Source organism: Ruminococcus flavefaciens AE3010, from assembly GCF_000526795.1.
Classification (GTDB): Bacteria; Bacillota; Clostridia; order Oscillospirales; family Ruminococcaceae; genus Ruminococcus; species Ruminococcus flavefaciens_D.
In genome coordinates, this window is record NZ_JAGT01000001.1 from 2,055,618 (window position 1) to 2,076,417 (window position 20,800).

Consider the following 20,800-nt stretch of genomic DNA (forward strand, 5'->3'; position numbering starts at 1 on the left):
CATGGCAAAGATAAAGGAATTATTGGAAAAACAAACTATTCAGAAGCTGTTTCTCTGCTTCTGGATGTATGCGGTAATGGGCTGGTGCTATGAGGTATTCCTCGAGGTAGTGGTCTATAAATGGGGCTTCCATAACAGGGGCAATATGTTTGGTCCTTACTGTCCCATATACGGCGTGGGAGCACTTCTGTTCCTGCTGTGCTTCGGGTGGCTCATGCGGAAGAAGAACGTGAAATGGCTGAATATAGTCAAACCGCTGCTCATCTTCCTGGGGTGTATGGCAGTCGCCACACTGGTGGAGCTGGCAGCAACTTACATACTTGAAGCAACAACGGGCTCGTGGCCGTGGCAGACCTACGCGCGGTACAAGTACAACTTCCAGGCGCGTATCGCCCTGAGTACCTCTGTCCGCTTCGGACTTGGCGGTCTGCTGTTCATGTATTTAGTACAACCTTTCTTCGACTGGCTCCTAGCAAAGCCCAAGCCCAGAACACTCAATATCATCGCACTTGCAGTGCTGGTGATAGTCCTTGCGGACTTCATCTTCACAAAGGCTACGGGCTACACACCGAAACTGGCAGAAGCCGCAATGTTCATTCATCATATAGTATTTATACATTAATAAACCATTATCCGAAAGGAGTATTTATTATGAAAAAGCTTGACTTAGCAAAGGAACTCAGCACAAACGCTTACCCGGGAAGAGGTATCGTCATCGGTAAGAGCGACTGCGGAAAGTACGCTGTAACTGCTTACTTCATCATGGGCAGAAGCGAGAACAGCCGCAACCGTGTATTCATCGAGGACGGCAAGGGTATCCGCACAGAGGCTTTCGATCCTTCAAAGCTCACCGATCCCCACCTCATCATTTACGCTCCCGTAAGAGTTCTCGGCAATAAGCTCATCGTTACAAACGGTGATCAGACCGATACTATCTACGAGCTCATGGACAAGCAGTACACCTTTGAGCAGGCTCTCCGCACAAGAGAATTCGAGGACGACGCTCCCAACTACACTCCCCGTATCTCAGGTATACTCCGTTTCGGCGATGAGGGCTTCAACTACGCAATGTCTATCCTCAAGAGCGCTAACGGCAACCCCGACTCATGTCAGAGATACACATTCAGCTACACAAATCCTATCGCAGGCGAGGGACACTTTATCCACACCTATATGGGCGACGGTTCTCCCCTGCCAAGCTTTGAGGGCGAGCCAAAGCTTGTCGGCATAAGCGGAAATATCGACCAGTTCACAGATATGCTCTGGAACAATCTCAACGCAGACAACAAGGTATCTCTTTTCGTTCGCTATGTGAACCTCGAAACAAACGCCGAAGAAACACGTATCGTAAACAAGAACAAGTGATAACGTCGCCTTTCGGCTTAATCATTATGAAAATATCATTTGATCTTGATGAAACTCTGTTCGTAAATCCTGCGGAAGTCTCCACAGAGCCCGAGCTTAAATTCCCGTATAACAAGCTATACAAGGACAAGCTGAGAAAGGGTGCTGTGAAGCTTCTCACGGAGATAAACAAGTCCGATACAGAGCTGTGGATATACACTACCTCCAACAGAACGGAGCGCTATATCAACGGTATATTCAAGCATTACGGCATAAGGATAGACAGCATAGTCAACGCCGTCCGCCACGAAAAAGAAGTGGCAAGGGGCAGGGCGAATTTCCCGTCGAAATACCCTGCGGCTTACCGCATAGACCTCCATGTGGACGACGAAAAGTCCGTCTACGAAAACGGTATCGCCAACGGCTTCCGTGTGTACCGTATAAGCAACGACGATGCAGACTGGGCTGACAATATCCGCAAAGAGCTTGAAAGGATAAGAAAAGTCAATCAGGCAGATCAAAAGGCATAAGAATTATGAATTATTATAAGGAGGACATTAACAATGTCAAATGAAATGCAGTTAAAATACGGCTGTAACCCCAATCAGAAGCCTTCAAGAGTTTATATGGCTGACGGCAGCGAGCTCCCTATCGAGGTGCTCTGCGGCAAGCCGGGCTATATCAATCTCCTTGACGCATTCAACGGCTGGCAGCTCGTTAAGGAGCTGAAGGCTGCTACAGGTATGTGCGCAGCTACCTCATTCAAGCACGTATCTCCCGCAGGCGCTGCTATCGGCAGACCTCTCAGCGACGATCTCAAAAAGATCTACTGGGTAGACGATCTGGGCGAGCTCACTCCCCTTGCAAGCGCTTACGCAAGAGCAAGAGGTGCTGACAGAATGTCCTCTTACGGCGATTTCATCGCTCTTTCCGACAAGGTAGACGTTTGCACAGCAAAGATGATACAGCGCGAGGTATCAGACGGCGTTATCGCTCCCGACTACGATCCCGAGGCTCTGGAAATACTCAAGTCCAAGAGAAAGGGCACTTACTGCATACTCAAAATGGACGAGAGCTACAAGCCTGCTCCTATCGAGACAAAGCAGGTATACGGCGTATCTTTCGAGCAGGGACGCAACGAGCTTGACATCAACCGTGAGCTCCTCGCTAATGTAGTTACTGAGAACAAGGATATCCCCGACGACAAGAAGGACGATCTCCTTATCTCTCTCATCACACTGAAATACACACAGTCCAACTCCGTTTGCTACGTAAAGGACGGACAGGCTATCGGTATCGGTGCAGGACAGCAGTCCCGTATCCACTGCACACGTCTTGCAGGTCAGAAGGCTGACAACTGGTGGCTGAGACAGTCCCCGCAGGTAATGGGACTTCAGTTCGTTGACGATATCCGCCGCGCAGACCGCGACAACGCTATCGACGTATACATCGGCGACGAGTACGAGGACGTTCTCCGTGAGGGCGAGTGGCAGCGTATCTTCAAGGTAAAGCCTGCTGTATTCACACGCGAGGAGAAGAAGGCATGGCTTGCTAAGAACACAGGCGTTTGTCTCGGTTCGGACGCATTCTTCCCATTCGGCGACAACATCGAGAGAGCTAAGAAGTCAGGCGTTGAGTACATTGCAGAGCCGGGCGGTTCTATCCGTGACGACAACGTTATCGAGACCTGCAACAAGTACAACATCGCAATGGCATTCACAGGCATTCGTCTGTTCCACCACTAATAAACTATCGGCTGCGGTCAGAGATGACCGCAGCCTTGTCTATGGAGATAAAACATGAAAAATAATTCCCTGAAAGCTGTTCTTGCAGCTTCCATGCTGCTGTTTACTCTATGCAGCTGTACCGATCCCTACGGTGTCACCCCTCCCTCCTCGGAAATATCAACAACTGAGGCATCAGCAAATACCGTGCTGACAGAAAAGGTCAGCACCAATGCCAAGTACGAAAACGGCTCCTACAGCGGCGAGGGCTTTTCCCTGTACGCAGATCCGAATATCTGGAGATTCATCGGCTCTCAGTCCGATGCACCCTATGATCTCCAGCTCATCACCGACAAGGATATAAATACCTGCGGCATAAGCGTCTATGTCTCCGACGACGATCACGGCGGAAAGAGCGCTCAGAATATCGTAATGGAAGCAAATAACTCTGACATAATCTTTACAGGTGCAGCCGCTACTGCCGCCATGACCTTTTACTACTACGAATGGGCTATAGACGACGAGACCCACGGCAGAACATATTTTGCCGACTATGGAGACAACAAGTACCTCTGCGCCTATGCGGAAAGCAATAACTTCGGCTATATGGACGGCAAGATCACAGACCTGCTCAGCAGTATAAAGCTTACCGAAAACAATCAATAAATATCTTGCAATATTCCTTTGATTATGTTATACTATACTTGTATAGGCAACAGATACGGATAAATACTGCATGTTATATTTTTTCGGGGGGGAAAGATCATGGGCAGCTATAATTCTATCAAGCTTGAAAAGCTTTATATAACCGCAGCCATTTTCTGCGTTTTTTACATCATTCTGTCCATTATTTCCTGTTTTTTATCGGGAACGGTGTTCAATGCAGCCGCAAGCGACGCTTTCAAGGCTTCTCACCCCGAAATGCTCATCTCGGGCAAATGCAAAGCTCTGCTCTGCACAGCCGAGGCAGTATGGCTTCCGTTCATCATATACATAATGAGCTGTGTGGGCTGGGCTTTTTCTGCAAAGAGATGCAAACGCACCCTTAAAGCCGCTCCTGCTCTGTGGATATTAGGCTTTCTTGCAGAGCATATCATAGCACTGCTCATTTCCCATTCTTCTATGACTTCATACACATCAGAGAGCTGGCTCATACAGCGCACTGAATATATCAATTTTTTCTTCGGCATATTCCTTGTGGGAGCCCTTGTGCTGGTATGCACGGCTGCTGCCCTTGGTATCGACGAGGACAGACACGTTAAACATCTGAAATACAAATAAAAAGGAGATATAATGTCAAAACCAAATATACTAAGAGTCACACAAATTATCGCAGTACTTTTCTCCATCACAAAGCTGGCACTGGACATCTTTTTTGTACTGAACGACCACTATTCGGTGCATACTGCCCTTTTTGGCGAAAATCTGCAAAAAGACATCCTGCCGACTGATCTGAAGTTAGGGCTCATAATTGAAGCCCTAATAATTTCTGCACCTATAGGTATTGTTTCTGCTGTGAACTACACAAAGACCGATCTGAGAAAAAAAAGAGGGGTAGCTACTGTTATTGCGGCAGGGATAATGTTTTTCATGGACTTCGCCGCTTCCATATTCCTGCACCGTATCGTACTGATACAGCTTTCAAAGAAGTACGGCGAAAAAATAATATCAATGGTATCGTCCATCAATTCCATAAGAAGCTTTACAGGTCTGCTAAGCTGTATGGCTCTGGTGATGATATGCTGCTGCGGAGCTGTGGAGATATACGGCGGAGATAAAAACGTTTCTAAAAACGCCTCTGAAAAGGCTGCATAAAGGATAAACTTATGAAAAAAAGAGAAGGTATAAAAAACGCATTGACCGCAGCTATAGTTTTTTTAGCAGCAAAAATGCTTCTGGACACAGCTTTTATATTATGCGATCCATTGGTGGAGCTTTCAAAAAAGCTGTACCATATTTCCAATGACAATACCACTTTGTCTGTTCAGACCAAGATCATTCTTATGCTGGCTATGCTTATCGCATTTGTTCCCAAGCTTGTCCTTGCTGCCTTTAACCGCAGCAAGCCCGATCTTGTAAAGCGCAGAGGTACCATTACTGTAATACTTACAGCAGCCTTTGGCTTGATATCCTCTGTTGTTTCTGTTCTGTCGACCAACGTTGTATATTACATCGCAGGCAGCACCCAGGTCTTTATAATATCCTCGCTGAGCAGAATAAGAGCTTATACAGGCCTGCTCAGCGGCGCTGCGACCATACTCCTTTACTGCTGCGGAGCTATAGAGATATACAACGGTGCTGAGAATAATATTTATCCGCCTGTAAACGGCGATTTCAATAACACAGAAGATACTTTATCTTAATATATCAGGAGGAATTTTCCAATGAAGAACATATTAGTAGTAGGCGGCGGCGGACGCGAACACGCCATTATCATGAAGCTGGCTGAAAGCCCCAATGTGGGTAAGCTTTACTGTACTCCCGGAAACGGCGGTATCTCAAAGTACGCTGAGTGCTTCAATGTTGGCGCTACAGACGTTGACGGCGTAGTCGCTCTGGCAAAGGAGCTCAGACCCGATATGGTAGTAGTCGCTCCCGATGACCCGCTGGTACTCGGTATGGTGGACGCTTTGCAGGCAGAGGGCTTCATGACCTTCGGTCCAAAGGCAAATGCAGCTATAATCGAGGGCTCAAAGGTGTTCTCAAAGGAACTCATGAAGAAGTACGGTATCCCTACTGCTTTCTATGAGGTATTCACCGAGTCAGACAAGGCTATCGCTTACCTCAAAGAGCAGAACAGCTACCCCGCTGTTATCAAGGCTGACGGACTTGCTCTCGGAAAGGGCGTTATCATCGCTCAGAACGAGGAGGAGGCTGTTGCAGCTGTACATGAGATGATAGACGAGCTCAAATTCGGAAAGAGCTCTGCAAGAATAGTTATAGAGGAATTCCTCACAGGTCCCGAGGTATCGGTACTCAGCTTTACTGACGGCAAGACTATCGTTCCTATGATATCATCTATGGACCACAAGCGTGCTCTCGACGGCGACAAGGGGCTCAACACAGGCGGTATGGGCACTATATCTCCCAATCCCTGCTACACAGAGGATATCGCCAAGGAGTGCATGGAGAAGATATTCATACCCACTATGAACGCTATGAACGCCGAGGGACGCACATTCGAGGGCTGTCTCTACTTCGGACTTATGATAACTCCAAAGGGACCAAAGGTAATAGAGTACAACTGCCGCTTCGGCGACCCCGAGACACAGGTAGTTCTCCCCATGCTGGACGCTGACCTCTACGAGATATTCGAGGCTATCTACAACCATGAGCTTGACAAGGTGGATATCAAGTGGCATAAGGGCAGCTGTGCCTGCGTAGTAATGGCAAGCGGCGGCTATCCCGAAAGCTATCCAAAGGGCATCGTAATGAACGGCTTCGACGACAAGGGTCAGGTAGAGGGCTGCTTCGTATACCATGCAGGTACAAAGCTCTCCGAGGACGGAAAGTTCCTTACCAACGGCGGACGTGTCATCGGCGTGACAGCAAAGGGCGACAGCTTGCAGGCTGCTCTCGACAAGGCTTATGAGGGTGTTGCCAAAATAAGCTTTGAGGGCGCTCACTACAGAAAAGATATCGGACAGAGAGCTCTTAAAGCTCTCGGTTAAGGAGCGCATCATGCATGAACGTCTAAACAGCGGATTAATATTCTGCCTGATCGGTAATATCCTGTTTCTTATTTTCAGCCTCATATGTCTTGCATTCTACAAGACCTATAATGCAGGGACACCATTATCAAAGCTGCTTGAGCTTCTGGCGTATATCACCGAGTTCACAGGCTTCGGAGCATTTATATTCGGTGACTGGCTGATAGCTTCATCAATAAGATTCAGAACCACAATGAAAGTATGCCTTACCCTTTATATAATACTTGAAGCTGTAATGATGATACTGGAAATAAACGCATACAGGTTTGAATTCTACAAGCCGTATTCACGCCTGCTCGCAATGGTACATTCATCAGTTTCGGGCTTTGTGTGTCTGTCATTTTTACAGCTTGACAAGGACAAGAAAAAGCTTGAAATGATGATAATCATCTGCATCGCCATGATGTTTGCGGGAATGCTGGGAAATATTCTTGGAATAAGAATATATTTCAGTATCCTTACAAACGCCATCGCATATTCGGTACTGTTCTATTCACTCAAAAGACTTATCAGAAACGAAGATATCGAAGTGGACTGCTACGGCGACCGTGCCCGTGTTGCGGAATACAAGAGTACATTTGTTGATGATTAAAAAAACGCCTGCACTTTCAAGTGCAGGCGTTTTTTAGTAGGGGCGGATATTATCCGTCCTCCAATAAAGAAGTGCTGTAAGCGATGTACGAACAACGACATTGATGATCGTGAGCGAGTGAAACATGCGTCAACGCTGCAAAAAAAGGCGAACCTTTCGGTTCGCCTTTAGCATTATTTTACAGATGGGAAGAGGTTTGCTCTCTTGTGGAGGAGATACTCCTGGATAAAGAGCGCATCATTTGAAGTGATTCCCTCAACAGCTCTGTCAACGTCACCCTGATTGGAGCCAAGCTCTGTAAGGTGGTTCTTGTCAGTGCCGTTTATGCCGTACTTGTTAGGATTAGCAAGGCTCTGCATGATAATAACAACGTCGGACATATCAACATTTCTGTCGCAGTTAGCGTCACCGTAGAGGATACCGTCAACAGGTTCGTCGTTTGGACCGCTTGCAGCACCTGCATACTGTGGTAGCTTGCTTACAGAACCCTCAATATATTTTACAAGAATATCAACATCTTCTGCTGTAATCTTATCATCGCCCATGGTAGAAACATTTGCGTTCTTTGCCCCCTGTTCTGTAAGTGGATATGCTGCTGGGTCTGCAATATAGTTTCTAAGAAGGTCAACGTCTTTCTGATTTACAGTGCCGTCCTCATTTACGTCTCCGAAAGCGGTACCGTTAACAACATAAGGCTGTCTGCTATTGATTGTTGTAGTAGCTGTTGTATCTGCATCAGTAACTGTCGTAGTTGTAGTACTCCCTTTAGAAGTAACTGTTGTTGTAGCTGTTGTAGTAGTTGTAGTAATGGGCTTTGTAACTGTTGTTGTGGTGGGTCTTGGAGTATCGCTGCCTGTGCCGCCGAGACCGTCAGCCTTTGTGCCGTCGGGCTCTTCGCCGTAGTAAAGCTTGCCGTTTACGTATACAGGAACATAAGGTGTAACTACGCCGACAGCTGAACCGTCAGTGCCCTTTGCTGTCTTGCCCAGATCCTTAGCGGAGAAGTCGTTTGATGAATCCCAGCCGCTGCCGTAGTCGGGCATTACGATAGCAAGAAGTATCTCGCACTGCTGCTGTCCCTCGGAGATAGGAAGAACAACTCGTCCGTCGGGGAGATTTACCTCGATGTAGTAGATATCGCCGCTGTACTGCTTTGGCTTGGATATCTCAGCTGTCTTGTAGCCCTTTGCAGCGTACATAGCGGACTGGTCGCGGTCGCAGCGGATAACGAGATCCTCAGGGTTCTTGCCTGCTGCCTTGACCTCGCTGAGGTCCATGTAGTATCTGAATGAGATGTTGTCCTGAACTCTTGCAGGCCATGCGGAGTGGTTTGTTACCTTGAAGCTGATAGTCTGTCCGCTTGCGTCGCCGCCCTTTGAGAGCACCTCAACGTAGAACTCGGGACCGTCGTGTACCTCTGGCTGAGGGAAGCTTGCGTCCTTGGTTCCGCCGTACTTGTCGATCATCTTGCAGAGCATAGCTGTGAAGCCTGCGTTATAGTCTGTAGCGACCTCGTTATTGATGAAGTCCTGACGGTCGTCGTTGTATGAGCCGTCCTGATTGGGACCTCCTACGAGAGCGCCGTAGAGGATATGTCTTGTCTTATCGGGTATCTTCAGATCGTTCTTCCATGAGCCGTGAGCTGTACGATGGTGGGGGTTCTGAGGATACTTGTCGCCGAAGCCTACAACGTAGCTCTGCTTCAGCGGGTTGTCGCCGAGAGCGTAGTTCACCTGAGCTTCAGCAAATTCTGTGTACTTTGAAGCCTCTGATGTGAGGATAGTATCACCTGCAACAGTTGCAATGAAAGCAGCTGTATTAGCGTATCTGAGACAGCCCCAGTTGCTGAGCCAGCGGAGACCGCCGTCGATTATCTTAGCCTCGTCGCCGTTTACCCAACGGTCGCAGTGCTTCTTAACGTGAGCGATAGCGCTGGAGTCATTGGTATTTATAGCGTAGAGGAGCATAGCGCCCTGCATATTGTCGTCCCAGCAGTGAGCCCAGCCGTAAGCAAGGGTATCGCCCTCGCCCAGCATCTTGCCAAGGTTTGGCATGAAGCTCTTTGCGTCTGCAAGGTAGGCGTCGTCCTTTGTAGCGATGTAGAGCCAGTTTGCTGCATAGAAGAGCTCGTCGTAGAAGTGGCTTGACTGATAGAAGCCCTGAGCGTCGCTCTTATTGTAAACATCGTCGCTTGGAGATGTCTTTGCTATCTTGTATATGTTCTCTGCGTGCTTTAAGTAGTCAGCCTTCTTGGAAGCGTCGATGTCGCCGTCCAGAGCTGCCGCACCTGCTGCAAGAGCAGCTGCCATTTCACCGAATACAGCGGAGCAGCCCTTTGAAGATTTCAGGCATGCTCTTGCCTCTTCAACGGAGTGACCGTTGTCCTCCATACCGTATTCAAGAAGCTCAACAGGACCCCACCATGTATGGTCGTGCTTACCGATACCTACCTGATAGATTATCTCTGTGCCCTTATCGCACTCTGCGAGATAATCAAGGACAAATTCGAGGTTGTTGACGTAGGTCTGCTTGAGACCTGCCTTTTCCACGCCGTCGGGGTACTGATAAAGTCCCCAAGCCAGCATTGAAGCCGAGTAAGACATAGGCAGATTGAACTTTACGTGGTCACCTGCGTCGTACCAGCCGCCGAGAACGGGGTCGCTCATAGCCGAGTCAGCCTTCCATTCAACTCTGTTCCACTCAGGGAGCGGACCTGCCTGCTGTGCCTCATAGAAGAACAGTGACTTATCCAGTGCGTCAGCGTAGTTGAACTTGCCGTCAGCTGCGTTAACTGTTGTCATAACACCTGCGGGCAGAGCCGAAACGGCGGACGATGCCAGAAGGACGGCGGAAACGATACCGCCTGTCAGTTTTTTTAGCATTGTAAAACTCTCCTCTCATAATATATTGCTCCGCGGAACGGAGCTTCCTCACGAGTATACATAGCTATACAATGTTATTATGCCACAAAACACCGTTAATGTCAAGGCTTGGAGGTTCATTTTATAAAGATATCCCTTTGTTCGCAGATACTTCCCTCCAGTCTGTAGTTAACGGATAGTGTGAGAGTGTCAGCAGACTTTTCCGTGGTCATGCTTCGGCTGAGTATATCCGTGCCCTCGCCGAGAAAGTTGTTCTCGTAGAGGTAGACGCGCTCCATTAGCTTTGCGGTAAGCTCCTCCTCGGTGTACTCCTTTTCGGTGAGAACTGTTTCCGAGAGCGTTTTTGTTTTTATTCCGAGAGGCAGCTCATGCCCGAAAATGACTGCGTTTTTCTCTTTTGTCTCCGAGGTACTGCTTTTGTAGCCGCTGTTCCCGAAATACAAGGGTATATCCAGACTGAAAAGCCGCAGACTGCGCTGAGTGTCGCTCCTGCCTGTGGGAGATATCTCCTCGGAGCGGAACGGTGCGGAGAAGCTGATATTTTCCTCATAGATACCGCGGATATCTCCCATGGCGTGGTGGATGAAGCTCCTGCCTGCTTCGTTTTCGGCAACTCCGCTGATAAGGATAGTCCCCTTGGGGACGTAGTCTCCCACGATATGGCAGAGCTGTCCGCTGCGCACAAGCACGGAGCTTATCTCAGCGTCTCGGCTGGCAACTATATTGCAGGGGACGCGGTCGCGGAGCATTTCGGGGACTTGTCTTACCTCGGTTACCTGCACCACCAAGCGGCTTCCCGTATGGCGTATGCCTGCCCATGCCACGTCATCTATCATAAGGCGGAGTCTGTTCTCGCAGTAGGGGATATTTATCCTGCAAATGGGCGTTCCCGCCTTTATGTCAAGCTCATCGAGGGCTGCGAGTATGACCTCATCGCTGACGGCAGAGTTTCCCTCAATCTCGATAGTCACCACCACCTGTGAAAAGTAAAGAGCAGCTGTAAGCACAAGCAATATGCCGATGATGATGCCAAGGCGTCGGCGGTAGCGGAACAGCCGTGCAAAAAGGCTGTCGTACTCGGCAGCTTTCAGCTCTATGCCGTATTTCTCGGCTATATCATGGAGCTCCTTTAAGTCGCGGCGGTATATGTCGCAGTAAAAGACCTCGCTGCGGCAGTACTGTCCGCGGCAGTCTATCCTATGCTGATGTATGGCGTTGATGAACTTATTCAGCTGCTTCCCCTGTGCGTTTATCCTTATGCTTCTCCTCATTCTCAGGCTCATGGCGTCTGCTCCTTTCTGTGAATTCTATATTCTCGATGCAGCCGCGGATAACAAGTCCGCCTGTACGGAAGTCGTAGGCTCTCAGACCGTTCCCACGGATATTTATGAAAAGTCCTCCCGACAGCAGCCTCATGAACACCTCGTTGTACTCCTCTATTCTCTGGCAGTTGTCAATGATGAGCTCGTTGTTTCCCGATATATGTATGCTCGTATTCAGATAGAGCGTTTCCCGTGTCAGCTCTGCAAGCCATTCAAACATAAGCTTCACTCCCGTATATTTTTTCATTCCCAATAATATGATTTATGGGGTGATGATTATGAAGAAATATGCCGAAAAAGCCATAAAAGCCGCGAAAATAGCGGCGCTGTCGGCTGCCTTTCTGTACTTTCTTACCGATGTTGGAGCAGCTGCGGAGGCTGTGGAGGAGAGCATACAGCGGTGCATAGATATAGTTATACCGTCCCTGTTTGCAATGATGATAGTGTCGTCGCTGATAACGAGGAGCGGTATGCTTACTTGTTTGCCCAAGCGGCTTGAGAAGCTCAGCAGGCTTGTTTTCGGCATGGAGGGGAGCATTTTTCCCATATTCACATTCGGCATGATAGCAGGCTATCCCGTGGGAGTGAAAATGCTCTGCGGGGAGGTCGCAGCAGGCAGGCTCACAAAGAAGCGAGCGGAGCTCCTTTCGGGACTGTGCTTCGGAGCAGGTCCTGCATTTATATTCGGCTGCATATCGCGGCAGCTCTACTCGTCGCGGAATGCGGGACTGGTAATACTTGTATCTACGGTCTCCGCAAATATTATCCTCGCTCTTATAATGTCGGTGCCGCTGCGCAGGACCGCTGCGTCAGGCCGCAGCCCCCGCAGTGTGAGCATATCCGCGGATATGCTCACTGACTGCGTATTGCGCAGCGGCAGAGCCATGGGGGATATATGCATTATGATAGCCGCGTTTGCAGCTGCGAACGCGGCATTCGCCCGAACGGGCGCCACGGCAGCAGCAGGGGAGCTTCTTGGGAAGCTCCCCTGCCTCGACCGCATAAGCGGCGAGGCAACAGTCGCCGCACTGTTAGATGTGACGAATATCAGCAAATTTCCATGCGGCGACTGGCTGCTGCTGCCTTACATAAGTGCCCTGACCGCATTCGGCGGAGTATGCGTAATATTCCAGATAGCCGTGCTGACCGCAGGGAAGCTGTCCCTGAAGCCCTTTATAATAATGAGGAGCGCAGCGGCGGTGCTGAGCTTCTTCATATGCAGGCTCATAATGCCCTTTTTTATGACGGGAGAAGTTACAGAAGTCATGTTGCCGCGGATAAGCAGCGCAGGGAACAGCTCCCCTGTGCCGTCGGTAATGCTTATAATAATGACAGTTATGCTGATATTGGAATTTGGCGGCAAAAGCAGCTTACAGCACACAAAAAGCTGCTGAAAGTTGAATTATTTGTATATAGTGCCAAAAATTGTGAAAGCTTGCAGAAAAGGCTTGATTTATTGCAAAAAGGTGGTAAAATATAATTAGCACTCAAAGATAAAGAGTGCTAAACTTGAATTGCTTATTAATTTTTAGGAGGTATATATCATGACTATCAAACCATTACAGGACAGAGTTGTAGTTAAAATGGTCGAGGCTGAGGAGACCACAAAGAGCGGTATCATTCTTTCGGGCTCGGCAAAGGAAAAGCCTGAGGTAGCTGAGGTCGTTGAGGTAGGTCCGGGAACCTCTGACGTTAAAATGGAAGTTAAGAAGGGCGACAAGGTGCTCATTTCCAAGTATTCGGGCACTAATGTAAAGCTCGAGGGCGAAGAGTTCATCATCGTTAAAATGGAAGACATTCTCGCAACAGTTAAGTAATGCATAATGAGTTGAGAGTGGAGAGTTGAAAGTTAATGTATTGGCTTACGCCGATCAATTAAAAAGACTTTTAGATTTGTCCCCGTAAGGGGACACCGCAACTCTCAACTCTTAACTCTCAATTCTAAACTATATTATAAAGGAGTTTTTTACAATGGCTAAGGATATAAAGTACGGCGAAGACGCAAGAAAGGCTCTTCAGGCAGGTATCGACAAGCTTGCTGATACTGTAAGAATAACAATGGGACCAAAGGGCAGAAACGTAGTTCTCGATAAGAAGTTCGGCGCTCCCCTTATCACAAACGACGGCGTTACTATCGCTAAGGACATCGAGCTCGAGGACGCTTTCGAGAACATGGGCGCTCAGCTCGTTAAGGAAGTTGCTACAAAGACCAACGACGCAGCAGGCGACGGTACTACAACAGCTACTCTCCTCGCTCAGACTATCGTTCGTGAGGGTATGAAGAACATCGCAGCAGGCGCAAACCCAATGGTTCTCAAGAAGGGTATCGCTAAGGCTGTTGACGTGGCTGTAAAGGCTATCGTTGAGAACTCAAAGGCTGTACAGGGTACAGAGGATATCGCTAAGGTAGGTACAGTTTCTTCTGCTGATGAGAACGTTGGTAAGCTCATCGCTGAGGCTATGGAAAAGGTTACAGCTGACGGCGTTATCACTATCGAGGAAGGCAAGACTGCTGAGACCTACAGCGAGGTAGTTGAGGGTATGCAGTTCGACAGAGGCTACATCTCACCTTACATGGTTACAGATACAGACAAGATGGAAGCTGTTTACGACGACGCTTTCATTCTTATCACAGACAAGAAGATATCTTCTATCCAGGAGATACTCCCACTTCTCGAGCAGATCGTAAAGATGGGCAAGAAGCTTGTTATCGTTGCTGAGGACGTTGAGGGCGAGGCTCTCACAACAATTATCCTCAACAACCTCAGAGGCACATTCAAGGTTGCAGCTGTTAAGGCTCCAGGCTTTGGCGACAGACGTAAGGAAATGCTCAAGGATATCGCAGTTCTCACAGGCGGCGAGGTAATTTCTTCTGAGCTCGGTCTTGAACTCAGCGAGACAACAATCCAGCAGCTCGGTCAGGCTAAGCAGGTAGTTATCCAGAAGGAGAACACTATCATTGTTGACGGTGCAGGCGATAAGAAGGCTATCGAGTCAAGAGTTCACCAGATCCGTGCAGCTATCGAGACTACAACATCTGATTTCGACCGCGAGAAGCTTCAGGAGAGACTTGCTAAGCTTGCAGGCGGCGTTGCAGTTATCAAGGTCGGCGCAGCTACAGAGATCGAGATGAAGGAAAAGAAGCTCCGTATCGAGGACGCTCTTGCAGCTACAAAGGCAGCTGTTGAAGAGGGTATCGTAGCAGGCGGCGGTACAGCATTCGTAAACGCAATGCCCGCTGTAAACAAGCTTGTTCCCACACTTGAGGGCGACGAGAAGACAGGTGCTAAGATAATCCTCAAGGCACTTGAAGCTCCTGTACGTCAGATTGCTGAGAACGCAGGTCTTGAGGGCAGCGTTATCGTTGACAAGATCATTCGCTCACGTAAGGTTGGCTACGGCTTCGACGCTTACAACGAGGTTTACACAGACATGATACCCGCAGGTATCGTTGATCCTACAAAGGTAACAAGAAGCGCACTCCAGAACGCAGCTTCTGTAGCTTCAATGGTTCTTACAACAGAGAGCCTTGTAGCTGATATCAAGGAGGACACACCTGCTGCTCCTGCAATGCCCGCAGGCGGTATGTATTAATTAATGCATAATGCATAATTAAAGGCGAACCTGAATCGGGTTCGCCTTTTTTTGTGTAGGGAACGGCGTCCTCGACGTCACGCTGCAAAAAGCTCCGAAGCATAAAGCTTCGGAGCTTTTGTGTATTATTCAGATACCGCAATCCTCATATTCCTTCCATCTCTCATAGTAGAGCTTGTTGCTTCTGCTGCGTAATAGTAAGTATGATGCTGATACGAGAACAAGGCATATCGCACCTGTAACAGGCAGCGAATCCCTGAAAGTTCTTTTTGCGGAATATTCTTCTTTATTCTTGCGGCTCATATTGTTTAGTCCTTTACGTTTATTTTATTCTGCGTCCTGAGAAGCAGCTCCGCCGTTCATCTCAGCCATAAGTCTCTGGAGCTCTGCGTCTACCTTGGCGTCAGACTCGATCTGTGCAAATGAATCTCTGAGGTCATCGCCGCTTCCGCCCGAAAGAGCGTCGCCTGCGATCTCGGAGAATGCGTCAGCCTCAGCTTCCTTGCGCTCGATCTTATCCTCCATTCTCTGGAAGGTCTCAAAAGACGAGTTGCCTGAGAAGCCGCCCGCAGCCTTAGCCAGATTCTTCTTTGTATCAGCCATCTGTGAACGTGCGATGAGCATTGCCTGACGGCTCTTAGCCTCTTCAAGCTTTGACTTGAGCACCTCTACCTGATCGCCGATAGCCTCGGTCTGATCTGAGATTGACTCATACATCTCCTTATAATTAGTAACGTCCTCGTCAGCCTTGACCTTTCTTGCGAGAGCCTGCTTAGCCAGATCCTGATCGCCTCTTGCGAGAGCTGCCTTAGCCTTGGACTCCCAGTCAGCAGATATCTTTTCAGCCTCAAGGTACTTCTTCTCAGCAAGGCGCTCGCTTGCCTTAGCCTTGCCGTAGTTCTGAGTAGCCTTTGTGAGCTCGGTCTGCATATCGATGATGACCTGCTTGACCATCTTCTCAGGATCTTCTGCTCTGTCGATAAGGTCGTTTACGTTTGACTTGAGAAGGTCACTTAATCTTGCAAAAATTCCCATAATTATAATCCTCCTGTTTCATGTAAGAATGCTTCATGGACACACCCCTTGTGTCACAAGACCATTATATGGTATAATGATTTACTTGTCAATAAAAAGGGTATTGATTTCATCTGATTTTCATTTATCAGCAATATCTGTGAACGCATTATTACAAAATTATTCCCCGTTTTTTTCTTATTCGTTAATACCGGGAAATTTTTCAAGGAGATCAGGTAATTATTTCCTTTTATCAAAGGTATGTGCTTCAATGCCTGTCATATCATTTTCAGATATCACGGAAAGCTGCCCTTTCAAAAAATGATCCCCGACTACTATTTTAACTTGAATTCATTGATTTGTCAATATTTTTTAGTGAAAAAGCTATACAAATAAACTGTGCAAAATTCTATGCTTCTGTGTACAAAAGCTCTTTTTCAGCGTTAATACGTCGAATTATCAATGTATACTCAGCACAAACCGCTTCAATTAACGCAAAACATTTTACAAATAATTTGACAAAATAATACGGGTATGATATAATGTAATGGGTATATGATTCTCATATATCAAATTTGGTTTTTCTGAAAAGGCAATACATTCAGAAAGGTAAAAAAATGGACAAATCACTAAAAATCAAGGAATCGGTTATATCACTCGCTTTTATAGCCGTCATATCTGCATTAGTCGTTGTCGGGCTGTATTTCCACGAACCGTGGTTCGATGAAGCTCAGGCATACCTCATTGCAAGAGATGCTTCATGGCATGATATACTGTTTTTCTGGACTCATTATGAGGGTCACCCTCCCCTTTGGCATATTATCCTGAAGTTTACCATAATGCTCGGGCTGCCATATGAAACGGCGCTCAAGTCAGTCAACTTCATTTTCTTTGAGGCTGTACTTTTTATTATCGAATTCCGCTCACCGTTCAGCAGGATAACAAAAACTATCATTCCGTTGAGCTACTACATGCTTTATCAGAACAGTGTGATTTCACGTCCGTATATGCTGCTGATGCTTGCTGTTCTCCTTACAGCAATGTTCTATAAAGACCGTTATAACAAGCCTGTAAGATATTGTCTGTCACTCATGCTGATGTGCGCACTGCACTCCTATGGTATCGCGTTTGCAGGCGGCATAGTTATTGCAGACCTTATAAGTGACGCTGTACACGAACACAGCATAAAAAAATGCGTGTTGCGAATTGCAAATAATAAAAAGCTTTTAGTGTTCTACACCGTTCTGCTTGCATTTGCAGTTTTTCTGATGATCGATATAATACCGAGAAATGATGCCTATGCACTTCAAAAAGAAAAACACTACAGCTATTTCATTTGCTATCTGTTAAGCTTTTTTTTTATTCCGTCTGAAACTCTGTTCACATCATTTTCTTCCAATGTTGAGCTGATGCAAAGTGAAATAAATCCTTTATATGAGGTTTTAAGTGCAGCTCTGATATCATCCGTCATCTGGATATGCCTTTTCGCTGTTTGTAAAAAGCGAAAAATGCTTTGTGAATTGTTTGTTCCGTTTTGCTGCATTGCGTTCCTGACTTCTGTCTATGCAATGCCGCGTCATTATTGTATATTCCTTTATTTCTCCTTGTTCATACTATGGACCGCTTCCGATAAGGAAGCTGTTGAAATAAGCGAATTCGGCGAAAAGCTGAAAAAAATCGGCATATCACCAAGCCTTACAAAAAAAATCGCCGTTGGCGCAGCTGCTGTTTTCACTGCTGTTAATCTGTATTGGAGCGGTTTCTGCTATTACTCCGATATAAAAGGCAAATACTTTCCGGGAAGAGATTTTGCCGAATGGATAAAAGAACACGATCTGTCAGAAAAGTGTTTTTTAGCTGCGTGGGATCAAACTGTATCAGGCACTTGTATATCTGCAAATGCATATTTTGAAAATGTCTTTTATTATGCACCTTTTGACGAATATGCTTTTCTAACGCATATTACCCACTCCAATGACGAAATAAAGCATGAAGTTGAAGCAATAAAAGCAGAAGCCGAACCTGATTTTATAATTTGTGAAGCACCTGCTCAATGGATAGATATACGGAATAAACTTGATTTAAAAAACAAATACACAGCTGTTGCTTTTTCAGAAAACAGCTCCATGGTTTATAAAAATAAAATCGAAACGATAGAGCTATATGTTTTATGCACAGATGAGACCTATAAAAAGCTTTATGGTAAGGAGTATTCCATTTTATAAAACGTATGAAAGGATCTGAATAAAACAAATGAATGAAGTCAAAAAAAGGCTTTCGGATTTTTTTGAGCTTATTACATCAGAAAAATTCTTCTTCTACTATATCATTCTTGTAATGCTCTCTCTCCCTGTTACAGAAATACTGGATGAAAATCATTCTCATCCTTTTGCTAGTCAGCCGATAATCATACAAATCGCAGGATATATCGGAATCTTTGCATTTATAGTACATTTTCTGAAGCATCAAGACATAAAATATTACCTTTCAGATCTTCTGTATCTGTTACTGTTTGCTTTTGCTCTGTTGTCAGCTTTGTTCACTCAGAACAAGAATGCCACATGGTTCGGATTTGATTATGATGAATGGCTATCTAATTTTATGGGCTATTTCAGTTTAATGCTGGCAGGTACAATGATAAAGCAAAAGCAGCTCAGAAAAAATATCCTTGTTGTTTTTGTTATCGTAACTCTTATTCAGGTCACTGTTGCAGCTATGCAGACATTTGGTATACATTTGATCGATTGTTATTATGATGATGGTTATATAACTGCACAGAATATAAGCTATGGTCTGATACAGCATTCAAACTGGTACGGCGGATTAAGCGTACTTATGTTTGCCTGCACGGCAGGTATATACCTTTATACAGCAAATAAATTTATCAGAAACAGTATGTATATCCTTTCCATGTTCTGTTTTTACACTCTGATCTCGGCAGAAGCAAGACTGGCATGGGTCGGCACATTCGGATTCATTGTCTTTATGATATTTTCAATGATGGTAATGAAACATATGGGCTATGATAAAAAGAAGCTCAGCAGCATTCTGAAACGCTTTTTATTGCTTATGGCAGGAATGGCAGCCGTGATAGCTACATGCATATTGGTATTTGAAAGGATAACTTGGAAGATTGAGCTCACCTCAAATGAATTGAATTCTGATATTGATAAATTAGGTTCACGCAGAGTTGTTATCTGGAAGCAGGGCTTAAAAGCTGTCCCTAAATACTGGGCATTCGGAATAGGGCTTGATAATTACAGAGACGTCTTCTATAAAGATCCTGATTATCATGATACCTTTACACAGGGCAAAGGCCATAACGAATATCTTCACTACCTTGTAACTCAGGGAGTATTTCAATTCATAACATACATGACACTGCTCGTATATGCAGCAAAAACTGCTGTAAGGAACGTCATACATAACGATGACAGCGAGGAACGCTTCATAAACTGGATATTGCTTGGTATGTTTTTCGGTTATGCTGCACAGGCATTTTTCAACAGCAGCATTGTAAATGTTGTTCCGTATTTCTGGATCACCATAGGAATGTGCCTTACTCAGAAGAACCAGCATTACTTCGGATATTCCAGAAAGAACAAGACCGTTTCGGCAAAGAAATGACCTTTTCACAGGTATTCTCGCATCTTATTATCATGATATAGGGGGAACATATTATGAAAAAATTCTTTAAACTCATACCTTTGATCGCACTGATACTGGGACTCGTTATCGTGCCTGTCCGTGCAAGAGGTCTGGACTTCGGTGATTTCTCGGGCGATTCCGACTTTGGCGGCGGCTGGGACAGCGGTGACAGCTGGGACAGCGGCGGCAGCGACTGGGGAAGCAGCTGGGACGACGATGATTACTCTTACAGCGGAGGCAGCTACAGCGGCAGTTCAAGCTCCGACGGTGACTGGATATTCATTCTCATATTCCTTATACTCATAATCGGTCCTGCTCTGCTGAAATCAGGCAAAAGCACACATAACAGACCAGTAAATACTCCTCACATACAGCCAACTCCAACAGCTTCTCTCAAGAGCGTGGCTTCGTATTCGGGAGTTGATCCTACCTTCTCGCCTACAGAGTTCAAGGAAAAGCTGGCAAACCTCTATGTGCGCTTCCAGAACGACTGGCAGGCAAAGAACATCACCGAGCTTCGCCCCTATCTGTCCGACGCCATGTTTGCTCAGATGGACAGGCAGCTTGACGCTCACCGCAAGAATTTTGAGACCAATTTCGTTGAACGTATAGCAGTTCTCGGAGTAGAGCTTCTTGGCTGGAAGCAGGAAAACGGCTACGATATAATGATAGCCAAGCTCAATACCCGAATAGTCGACTATGTTGTGGACGACCGCACAGGCAAGGTAATACGCGGAAGCAAGACCAAGGAGAAGTTCATGACCTATGAATGGACCATGGCTCGTACAACAGGTGTTGTAACCTCACGCTCAACAGGTACTACCTCACAGACCTGTCCGTACTGCGGCGCTCATGTTGATATAAATCACTCTACCGTATGCGAATACTGCCAGTCTGTACTCACAACAGATACCTTCGACTGGGTAGTGACAAACATCAGAGCAATTTCACAGCAGACAAGATAAAGCTT

General features: G+C 46.6%; 21 protein-coding genes. 16 read left to right on the forward strand and 5 right to left on the reverse strand.

The window, feature by feature from the left end; genetic code table 11:
* Position 1: 1 nt before the first annotated feature.
* The 10 genes from N774_RS0108835 (at position 2) to N774_RS0108880 (ending at position 7,370) form a co-directional block, all read left to right on the forward strand.
* Complete coding sequence (locus N774_RS0108835; RefSeq protein ID WP_024860898.1) at positions 2 to 622, forward strand: putative ABC transporter permease; 621 nt, start codon at positions 2 to 4, stop codon at positions 620 to 622.
* A gap of 29 nt (positions 623 to 651) precedes the next feature.
* The gene (locus tag N774_RS0108840) at positions 652 to 1,365 is read left to right on the forward strand and encodes an IMP cyclohydrolase (protein ID WP_024860899.1); all 714 of its coding nucleotides are present in this window, start codon (positions 652 to 654) and stop codon (positions 1,363 to 1,365) included.
* Positions 1,366 to 1,391: 26 nt separating this feature from the next.
* The gene (locus N774_RS0108845) at positions 1,392 to 1,874 is read left to right on the forward strand and encodes a hypothetical protein (protein WP_024860900.1); all 483 of its coding nucleotides are present in this window, start codon (positions 1,392 to 1,394) and stop codon (positions 1,872 to 1,874) included.
* A gap of 33 nt (positions 1,875 to 1,907) precedes the next feature.
* Entirely contained in the window at positions 1,908 to 3,089 is a 1,182-nt protein-coding gene (locus N774_RS0108850; protein WP_024860901.1) for a phosphoribosylaminoimidazolecarboxamide formyltransferase, read from the forward strand.
* 54 nt (positions 3,090 to 3,143) lie between these two features.
* The gene (locus tag N774_RS0108855; RefSeq protein ID WP_024860902.1) at positions 3,144 to 3,734 is read left to right on the forward strand and encodes a hypothetical protein; all 591 of its coding nucleotides are present in this window, start codon (positions 3,144 to 3,146) and stop codon (positions 3,732 to 3,734) included.
* 99 nt (positions 3,735 to 3,833) lie between these two features.
* Positions 3,834 to 4,349, forward strand: a complete 516-nt coding sequence (locus N774_RS0108860) for a hypothetical protein (RefSeq protein WP_024860903.1) — start codon at positions 3,834 to 3,836, stop codon at positions 4,347 to 4,349.
* 12 nt (positions 4,350 to 4,361) lie between these two features.
* Positions 4,362 to 4,883, forward strand: coding sequence for a hypothetical protein (locus N774_RS0108865; RefSeq protein WP_024860904.1), 522 nt, complete (start codon positions 4,362 to 4,364; stop codon positions 4,881 to 4,883).
* 11 nt (positions 4,884 to 4,894) lie between these two features.
* Entirely contained in the window at positions 4,895 to 5,431 is a 537-nt protein-coding gene (locus tag N774_RS0108870; RefSeq protein WP_024860905.1) for a hypothetical protein, read from the forward strand.
* Positions 5,432 to 5,452: 21 nt separating this feature from the next.
* The gene (gene purD, locus N774_RS0108875) at positions 5,453 to 6,739 is read left to right on the forward strand and encodes a phosphoribosylamine--glycine ligase (RefSeq protein ID WP_024860906.1); all 1,287 of its coding nucleotides are present in this window, start codon (positions 5,453 to 5,455) and stop codon (positions 6,737 to 6,739) included.
* 10 nt (positions 6,740 to 6,749) lie between these two features.
* The gene (locus tag N774_RS0108880) at positions 6,750 to 7,370 is read left to right on the forward strand and encodes a hypothetical protein (protein ID WP_024860907.1); all 621 of its coding nucleotides are present in this window, start codon (positions 6,750 to 6,752) and stop codon (positions 7,368 to 7,370) included.
* A gap of 173 nt (positions 7,371 to 7,543) precedes the next feature.
* Here N774_RS0108880 and N774_RS0108885 read toward each other — a convergent pair whose 3' ends face one another.
* The 3 genes from N774_RS0108885 to N774_RS0108895 form a co-directional block, all read right to left on the reverse strand.
* Positions 7,544 to 10,252: a glycoside hydrolase family 9 protein gene (locus N774_RS0108885; RefSeq protein WP_024860908.1), complete on the reverse strand. Its 2,709-nt coding sequence runs from the start codon at positions 10,250 to 10,252 to the stop codon at positions 7,544 to 7,546.
* A gap of 116 nt (positions 10,253 to 10,368) precedes the next feature.
* Complete coding sequence (locus N774_RS0108890) at positions 10,369 to 11,535, reverse strand: sporulation protein YqfD (RefSeq protein ID WP_080770468.1); 1,167 nt, start codon at positions 11,533 to 11,535, stop codon at positions 10,369 to 10,371.
* Positions 11,477 to 11,794, reverse strand: a complete 318-nt coding sequence (locus tag N774_RS0108895) for a YabP/YqfC family sporulation protein (RefSeq protein ID WP_024860910.1) — start codon at positions 11,792 to 11,794, stop codon at positions 11,477 to 11,479. Before N774_RS0108895 ends, N774_RS0108890 begins: the two co-directional genes overlap by 59 nt.
* A gap of 58 nt (positions 11,795 to 11,852) precedes the next feature.
* Here N774_RS0108895 and N774_RS0108900 point away from each other — a divergent pair, with 58 nt between their 5' ends.
* The 3 genes from N774_RS0108900 to groL all read left to right on the forward strand — a co-directional run bounded on the left by N774_RS0108900 (position 11,853) and on the right by groL (position 15,168).
* The gene (locus tag N774_RS0108900) at positions 11,853 to 12,968 is read left to right on the forward strand and encodes a hypothetical protein (protein ID WP_024860911.1); all 1,116 of its coding nucleotides are present in this window, start codon (positions 11,853 to 11,855) and stop codon (positions 12,966 to 12,968) included.
* Positions 12,969 to 13,118: 150 nt separating this feature from the next.
* A complete protein-coding gene (locus N774_RS0108905; protein WP_024860912.1) occupies positions 13,119 to 13,391 on the forward strand; it encodes a co-chaperone GroES in 273 nt (90 codons plus the stop codon).
* Positions 13,392 to 13,545: 154 nt separating this feature from the next.
* Entirely contained in the window at positions 13,546 to 15,168 is a 1,623-nt protein-coding gene (gene groL, locus N774_RS0108910; protein ID WP_024860913.1) for a chaperonin GroEL, read from the forward strand.
* A 129-nt stretch (positions 15,169 to 15,297) separates the two neighbouring features.
* Here the strand turns inward: groL and N774_RS19465 are convergent, their stop codons facing one another.
* On the reverse strand, positions 15,298 to 15,471 hold the full coding sequence (locus N774_RS19465) for a hypothetical protein (protein ID WP_196231544.1): 174 nt from the start codon (positions 15,469 to 15,471) through the stop codon (positions 15,298 to 15,300).
* 24 nt (positions 15,472 to 15,495) lie between these two features.
* Entirely contained in the window at positions 15,496 to 16,203 is a 708-nt protein-coding gene (locus N774_RS0108920; protein ID WP_024860914.1) for a PspA/IM30 family protein, read from the reverse strand.
* Positions 16,204 to 17,222: 1,019 nt separating this feature from the next.
* Here N774_RS0108920 and N774_RS0108925 point away from each other — a divergent pair.
* From N774_RS0108925 to N774_RS0108935, 3 genes are read left to right on the forward strand one after another with little or no spacing between them, the layout of a single operon-like run.
* Entirely contained in the window at positions 17,223 to 18,407 is a 1,185-nt protein-coding gene (locus N774_RS0108925; protein ID WP_155250381.1) for a hypothetical protein, read from the forward strand.
* A gap of 28 nt (positions 18,408 to 18,435) precedes the next feature.
* Positions 18,436 to 19,809: an O-antigen ligase family protein gene (locus N774_RS0108930; protein ID WP_024860916.1), complete on the forward strand. Its 1,374-nt coding sequence runs from the start codon at positions 18,436 to 18,438 to the stop codon at positions 19,807 to 19,809.
* A gap of 53 nt (positions 19,810 to 19,862) precedes the next feature.
* Positions 19,863 to 20,795 (forward strand): TIM44-like domain-containing protein, encoded by a 933-nt coding sequence (locus N774_RS0108935; protein ID WP_024860917.1) that lies wholly within the window; start codon positions 19,863 to 19,865, stop codon positions 20,793 to 20,795.
* Positions 20,796 to 20,800 lie beyond the last annotated feature (5 nt).

Coding starts and splice junctions, on each gene's coding strand:
- N774_RS0108835 (WP_024860898.1), top strand. CDS start 2: ATGGCAAAGATAAAGGAATTATTGGAAAAACAAACTATTCAGAAGCTG.
- N774_RS0108840 (WP_024860899.1), top strand. CDS start 652: ATGAAAAAGCTTGACTTAGCAAAGGAACTCAGCACAAACGCTTACCCG.
- N774_RS0108845 (WP_024860900.1), top strand. CDS start 1,392: ATGAAAATATCATTTGATCTTGATGAAACTCTGTTCGTAAATCCTGCG.
- N774_RS0108850 (WP_024860901.1), top strand. CDS start 1,908: ATGTCAAATGAAATGCAGTTAAAATACGGCTGTAACCCCAATCAGAAG.
- N774_RS0108855 (WP_024860902.1), top strand. CDS start 3,144: ATGAAAAATAATTCCCTGAAAGCTGTTCTTGCAGCTTCCATGCTGCTG.
- N774_RS0108860 (WP_024860903.1), top strand. CDS start 3,834: ATGGGCAGCTATAATTCTATCAAGCTTGAAAAGCTTTATATAACCGCA.
- N774_RS0108865 (WP_024860904.1), top strand. CDS start 4,362: ATGTCAAAACCAAATATACTAAGAGTCACACAAATTATCGCAGTACTT.
- N774_RS0108870 (WP_024860905.1), top strand. CDS start 4,895: ATGAAAAAAAGAGAAGGTATAAAAAACGCATTGACCGCAGCTATAGTT.
- purD (WP_024860906.1), top strand. CDS start 5,453: ATGAAGAACATATTAGTAGTAGGCGGCGGCGGACGCGAACACGCCATT.
- N774_RS0108880 (WP_024860907.1), top strand. CDS start 6,750: ATGCATGAACGTCTAAACAGCGGATTAATATTCTGCCTGATCGGTAAT.
- N774_RS0108885 (WP_024860908.1), bottom strand. CDS start 10,252: ATGCTAAAAAAACTGACAGGCGGTATCGTTTCCGCCGTCCTTCTGGCA.
- N774_RS0108890 (WP_080770468.1), bottom strand. CDS start 11,535: ATGAGCCTGAGAATGAGGAGAAGCATAAGGATAAACGCACAGGGGAAG.
- N774_RS0108895 (WP_024860910.1), bottom strand. CDS start 11,794: ATGTTTGAATGGCTTGCAGAGCTGACACGGGAAACGCTCTATCTGAAT.
- N774_RS0108900 (WP_024860911.1), top strand. CDS start 11,853: ATGAAGAAATATGCCGAAAAAGCCATAAAAGCCGCGAAAATAGCGGCG.
- N774_RS0108905 (WP_024860912.1), top strand. CDS start 13,119: ATGACTATCAAACCATTACAGGACAGAGTTGTAGTTAAAATGGTCGAG.
- groL (WP_024860913.1), top strand. CDS start 13,546: ATGGCTAAGGATATAAAGTACGGCGAAGACGCAAGAAAGGCTCTTCAG.
- N774_RS19465 (WP_196231544.1), bottom strand. CDS start 15,471: ATGAGCCGCAAGAATAAAGAAGAATATTCCGCAAAAAGAACTTTCAGG.
- N774_RS0108920 (WP_024860914.1), bottom strand. CDS start 16,203: ATGGGAATTTTTGCAAGATTAAGTGACCTTCTCAAGTCAAACGTAAAC.
- N774_RS0108925 (WP_155250381.1), top strand. CDS start 17,223: ATGTTCTATAAAGACCGTTATAACAAGCCTGTAAGATATTGTCTGTCA.
- N774_RS0108930 (WP_024860916.1), top strand. CDS start 18,436: ATGAATGAAGTCAAAAAAAGGCTTTCGGATTTTTTTGAGCTTATTACA.
- N774_RS0108935 (WP_024860917.1), top strand. CDS start 19,863: ATGAAAAAATTCTTTAAACTCATACCTTTGATCGCACTGATACTGGGA.